Here is a 4,458-nt window from a genome sequence, read left to right as displayed (position 1 = left end):
GGCGTTGCCGGCACCTTGTTCGTGCACAAGATATCAGGCCACCTGTCGGAAGCCGGCCACGATCTGGCTGAAATCGCGGCAGCGGCGCGGGCGGCGGCTAAGGACATAGTTTCGCTCGGCATGTCGCTGTCGTCCTGCTCGATCCCGGGCCAGCCGCACGAAGACAGATTTGGCGAGAACGATGGCGAACTCGGCCTTGGCATTCACGGCGAGCCGGGCGTCGAGCGGATTGCGGTGCAGAGCGCCGACAGGCTGGTGGCGATCATGGCGGAGCGCCTCGCGGCACGGCTTGATCCCAAGGCCACCTACGCCTTGCTGATCAACAATCTCGGCTCCGTGCCGCCGCTGGAAATGTCCGTTATCGCCAATGCGGTGCTTGCCTCGCCGTTGGCCAAAACCATCAAACTGACGATCGGGCCGGGCCCGCTGATGACGGCGCTCAACATGAACGGCTTCTCGCTGTCGCTGATCCGGCTGGATGCGGCGCGCGAAACCGCCTTGCAGGCGCCGGTCGGCCCGCATGCCTGGATACCGGCAAAGCCGGTTGTTTCACCTGCCGTCGTGCCGATGGCGAAAGCGGCCGGACAAAGCGTGGCACGCAAGCCCAGCCAGGATGCGCGGACCCGGTCTCTTCTCGTTACCATCTGCGAAAGGCTGATCGCGCTCGAAGCGACTTTGAACGGACTGGACGCCAAAACAGGCGACGGCGACACCGGTTCGACGGTGGCGACCGGCGCGCGCAGTGTTCTCGAGCGGCTCGACACGCTGCCGCTTGCCGAGCCTGCAGCCACCCTTGGCGCGATAGGCGACATTCTGAGCGCGTCGATGGGCGGCTCCAGCGGCGTGCTGCTGTCGATCTTCTTCACGGCGGCGGCGCAGGCTCTGGGCGGCGGCGCGAGCCTGCCCAGAGCGTTGCTTGCCGGCCTTGAACGGATGACCTTTTATGGCGGCGCCAGAATTGGCGATAGAACCATGGTCGATGCGCTGGAGCCGGCGCTCAAAGCACTCGACGCGAACGGCCTGGAGGAGGCGGCAACAGCAGCCCGCCATGGTGCCGAGGCCACGGCCGCCATGGACAAGGCAAAAGCCGGGCGGTCGGCCTATGTCGGCAGCAAGCTGCAAGGTGTGGTCGACCCCGGCGCTCACGCGGTGGCCGAAGTCTTCGCGGCGGCCGCGGCATTGCATGAAGCGGCCTGACGTATGCTCCAGTTGTCGAATGACCGTTCTTTCGATACTGCCGGCAAGATGGAAACCGGGAATGCGGGTGACATGGCGGCGTTGAACCTTGCCCGGCTGATCGCGGCCGCCGCGGATACGATCGCCGCGAACGCCGAGGAATTGACGGCGCTCGACCAGGCGATCGGCGACGGCGACCACGGGCTGAACATGAAGCGCGGCTTCGAGGCCGTGCGCGCCGAAGCCGAAGCATTTTCGGCCAAACCGCTGCCCGATGCCCTGAAGGCGATCGGCACCAAGCTGGTGATGACGGTCGGCGGCGCCTCCGGCCCGCTGTTCGGCACCCTGTTCCTGGCACTCGGCAAGGAGATTTCGGCGAAACCCGATCGCGCCAATCTGACGGCGGCGTTCGGCAAGGCGATCGAAGCTGTGGCAGCACGCGGCAAATCGCAGATCGGACAAAAAACCATGCTCGACGTGCTGCAGCCGGTGCATGACGCGCTGCTGCAGGGAAAGACAGCTCTTGAAATCGCCGATATCGCCGACGCCGCGGCCGACGCGACCGTGCCTATGAAAGCCTTGCGTGGCCGCGCCTCGTTCCTGGGCGACCGATCGATCGGTCATATGGACGCCGGCGCGCGCTCAACCGCGCTGCTGGTGCGCACAGTGGCGCACAGCCTCGGGGAAAGCGCATGAGCAATGTCGGCATCGTCATCGTCTCGCATTCGCCGCTGGTTGCCGAGGGCACGGCCGACATGGTGCGGCAGATGGTGGGCGACGAAGTGCCGCTTGCATGGTGCGGCGGAAACGGCCATGGCGGGCTCGGCACCAATGTCGAGGCGATCATGGGCGCCATCGACAAGGCCTGGTCGGAAGCCGGTGTCGCCATTCTGGTCGATCTCGGCGGCGCGGAGACCAACTCGGAAATGGCGGTGGAGATGATCGGCGAGCCACGCTCGCACAAGATCATAGTCTGCAACGCGCCGATCGTCGAAGGCGCGGTGATGGCAGCGACCGAGGCCTCCGGCGGCGCCTCGCTGCGGGAAGTGGTGGCGACGGCACATGAATTGTCGCCGTCGTGAACGAACGGGAATTTTGAAAGACATGTCCGCATCCGCCGAAGCGACCGTTGTGATCACCCACGAGGTGGGTCTGCACGCGCGTCCTTCGGTGAAGTTCACCAAGTTGGCCAAGAGTTTTGCCGCCGAGGTGGAGATCGCGCTCGCCGCCAACGGGCCATGGTTCGACGCCAAGAGCATCGTCAAGGTGATGGCGGCCAAGGCGCCGAAGGGCACCGTGCTGCACATCAGGGCCAGCGGTGACGGCGCCAATGATGCCGTCGACGCGTTGGTCGAACTGGTGCGGCGCGATTTCGACGAAGGCGCGGACCATGTCCGAACCGCTTAGACTGCAAGGCATTTCGGCCTCGGCCGGCTATGCCGAGGGGCCACTGTTCGACCTCGACCAGACTGTCGTATCCTATGTCGGCAAAGAAACAGCCGACGACGAGAAGGCCGCGCTCGAAGCCGCAATCGCCGTCGCGACAAGCCGTCTCACCGCATTGAGCGAGATGGCCGAGGGCGATGCCGCCGACATTCTCGAGTTTCAGATCGCCATGCTGCAAGACGATGCGCTGAGCAGCCCGGCCTTTGCCGCGATCCGCACCGGCCTGCCAGCCGACAAAGCCTGGCGGCAAGCGCTTGATACCGAGATTGCCGGCTACGACGCGTCAGACCAGGATTATTTCCGCGCACGGGCCGCCGACATACGCGATATCAGGGACCAGGTGCTGCGGGCGCTGTCCGAGGATGGCGACGTCCAGGCGCCAACCGGCGCCATCCTCTACGGCTGGGATATCGCGCCGACGCGTTTTCTCGAAACCGACTGGAGCCGCGGCGGCGGCATCGCACTGAAGGCGGGCAGCACCGCCAGCCACGTCGCCATGCTGGCGCGTTCGCGCGGCGTGCCGATGGTTGTCGGGTTGGGCACTTCGCTGGCTCGTCTAACCGGCACAGCGCTGCTCGACGCCGAACATGGCGGCATTGTGCTGTCACCCTCCAAGACTGAAATCGCTGCTTTTCGCCAATCGTCCTCATCATTCCGGGCGCGCAGCGACCGGGCCGGGACGTTCCTGGCGCGACCGGCGGTGACCAAGGCCGGCACGGCGGTGCGCGTGCAGGTCAACATCGCCGACCCGTCCGATGTCGACCTCATCGACATTACGACCTGCGACGGAGTCGGGTTGATGCGCACCGAATTCCTGTTCGGCAAGACGCTGCCGGATGAGGAGACGCAGTATCGCGCCTATCGCAAGGTGCTGGAGTGGGCCGGTGAAAAACCGGTGACGATCCGCACCGTTGACGCCGGCGGCGACAAGCCGGTGCCCGGCTTTACGGTCGAGGAGAGCAATCCGTTTCTCGGCCTGCGCGGGATCAGGCTGTCGCTGGCAAGACCCGAGGTGTTTCGTGTACAGATCCGGGCGCTGCTGCGCGCCGCTGTCCATGGCAGCCTGAAAGTGATGTTCCCTATGATCGCCATTGTGGAGGAATACCGACAGACAGCGGCGATGTTCGCCGAAGAGCAGACTGCACTTGCCGCACGCGGCGTCGCACACAACATGCCGCCGCTCGGCATCATGGTCGAAGTGCCTTCGGTGGCGATCGTACCGGAAGCCTTTACCGATGCCGCCTTCTTCTCGATCGGCTCCAATGATCTCACCCAGTATGTCATGGCGGCCGCCCGCGACAACGCTGCCGTGGCGCATCTCAATTCGGTCCGTCATCCGGCCGTGCTGCGGCTGATCGCTGCCGTGACGGCGTTTGGCCAGCGGGAAGAGATCCCGGTCAGCCTGTGCGGCGATGCAGCCGGCGATCCAGCCTCGATCCCGTCACTGATCGAGGCCGGCCTGCGCGATCTTTCCGTCGCGCCGGCGCAACTCGCCATGGCCAAGGCGGCCGTCGCGGACGTTTCTGTCTAGGCGCGGCCGGCATGGTCGACAGGACACCCGAACCCGGTTCCGAAGAGGCGATCCGCGCCTACAAGACGATCCTGTCGCAGGTCATCGACCAGCGCCCGTCCGGTATGCGCCAGCGCCTGGCCGATGCGCTCGGCAAGCACCGCAGCTTCGTCACGCAGATTTCCAGTCCTGCCTATTCGATCCCGATTCCGTCAAAACATTTGCCGGCTATATTTTCCGTCTGCCATTTCAGCCCGGCCGAGCGCGACCAGTTTCTCGCCGCCTATCACCAGGCGCATCCAGGCAAGATGTCGATCGCATCAGGC

The 4,458-nt window shown here is 65.2% G+C and carries 6 protein-coding genes; all 6 read left to right on the top strand.

The annotated features are described in order from the left end of the window. On the top strand, nt 1-1,197 hold a 1,197-nt coding region (locus EN969_RS18435; RefSeq protein ID WP_127419293.1), incomplete at its 5' end, for a dihydroxyacetone kinase subunit DhaK. A gap of 72 nt (nt 1,198-1,269) precedes the next feature. Continuing rightward, the gene (gene dhaL / locus EN969_RS18430; RefSeq protein ID WP_063170451.1) at nt 1,270-1,872 is read left to right on the top strand and encodes a dihydroxyacetone kinase subunit DhaL; all 603 of its coding nucleotides are present in this window, start codon (nt 1,270-1,272) and stop codon (nt 1,870-1,872) included. Continuing rightward, nucleotides 1,869-2,258 carry a dihydroxyacetone kinase phosphoryl donor subunit DhaM gene (dhaM, locus tag EN969_RS18425; protein ID WP_013528085.1) on the top strand — a complete coding sequence of 130 codons (390 nt, stop codon included), beginning with the start codon at nt 1,869-1,871 and terminating at the stop codon, nt 2,256-2,258. Before dhaL ends, dhaM begins: the two co-directional genes overlap by 4 nt. Before the next feature lie 22 nt (nt 2,259-2,280). Beyond that, nucleotides 2,281-2,583: an HPr family phosphocarrier protein gene (locus tag EN969_RS18420; RefSeq protein ID WP_013528086.1), complete on the top strand. Its 303-nt coding sequence runs from the start codon at nt 2,281-2,283 to the stop codon at nt 2,581-2,583. Continuing rightward, a complete protein-coding gene (gene ptsP / locus EN969_RS18415) occupies nt 2,567-4,153 on the top strand; it encodes a phosphoenolpyruvate--protein phosphotransferase (RefSeq protein WP_063169894.1) in 1,587 nt (528 codons plus the stop codon). Before EN969_RS18420 ends, ptsP begins: the two co-directional genes overlap by 17 nt. An 11-nt stretch (nt 4,154-4,164) precedes the next feature. Then, nucleotides 4,165-4,458, top strand: a 294-nt coding sequence (locus EN969_RS18410) for a hypothetical protein (RefSeq protein WP_127419292.1), incomplete at its 3' end; no start/stop codon positions are given.

Source organism: Mesorhizobium sp. M7A.F.Ca.CA.003.01.2.1 (assembly GCF_003998945.1).
GTDB classification, from domain to species: Bacteria; Pseudomonadota; Alphaproteobacteria; order Rhizobiales; family Rhizobiaceae; genus Mesorhizobium; species Mesorhizobium ciceri.
This window is presented reverse-complemented; position numbering and strand designations above follow the sequence as displayed.